This is a genomic window from Paenarthrobacter nicotinovorans (genome assembly GCF_007670255.1).
In the GTDB taxonomy this organism is placed as follows: domain Bacteria; phylum Actinomycetota; class Actinomycetes; order Actinomycetales; family Micrococcaceae; genus Arthrobacter; species Arthrobacter nicotinovorans_B.
The window spans coordinates 1-216 of record NZ_SZVS01000037.1 but is presented as its reverse complement, the minus strand read 5'-3'; the positions used below and the strand labels follow the sequence as shown (position 1 = coordinate 216).

Sequence of the window (216 nt, the reverse complement as noted above, 5' to 3'; positions counted from 1 at the left end):
ACACTGCACGCGTCCACTATGTGGTTCCCAACCAACAACCCCGCCCCCAAACAGGGGCACGGTCACAGGAACACACACAACTCAATAACAACACCACAATGTTGTAACCATAAGTCTTCCCACCCACCCCCACACACAGGGGGCCCGGGTCCGGGTAACAAGGTTACGGCGGTCATAGCGTGGGGGAAACGCCCGGTCCCATTCCGAACCCGGAAG

Annotated in this window: 1 rRNA gene; it reads left to right on the top strand. The window is 58.8% G+C overall.

What is annotated here, in order from left to right:
• Positions 1-164: 164 nt before the first annotated feature.
• Positions 165-216, top strand: a 5S ribosomal RNA gene (gene rrf / locus FDP28_RS20430); the annotation flags it as partial.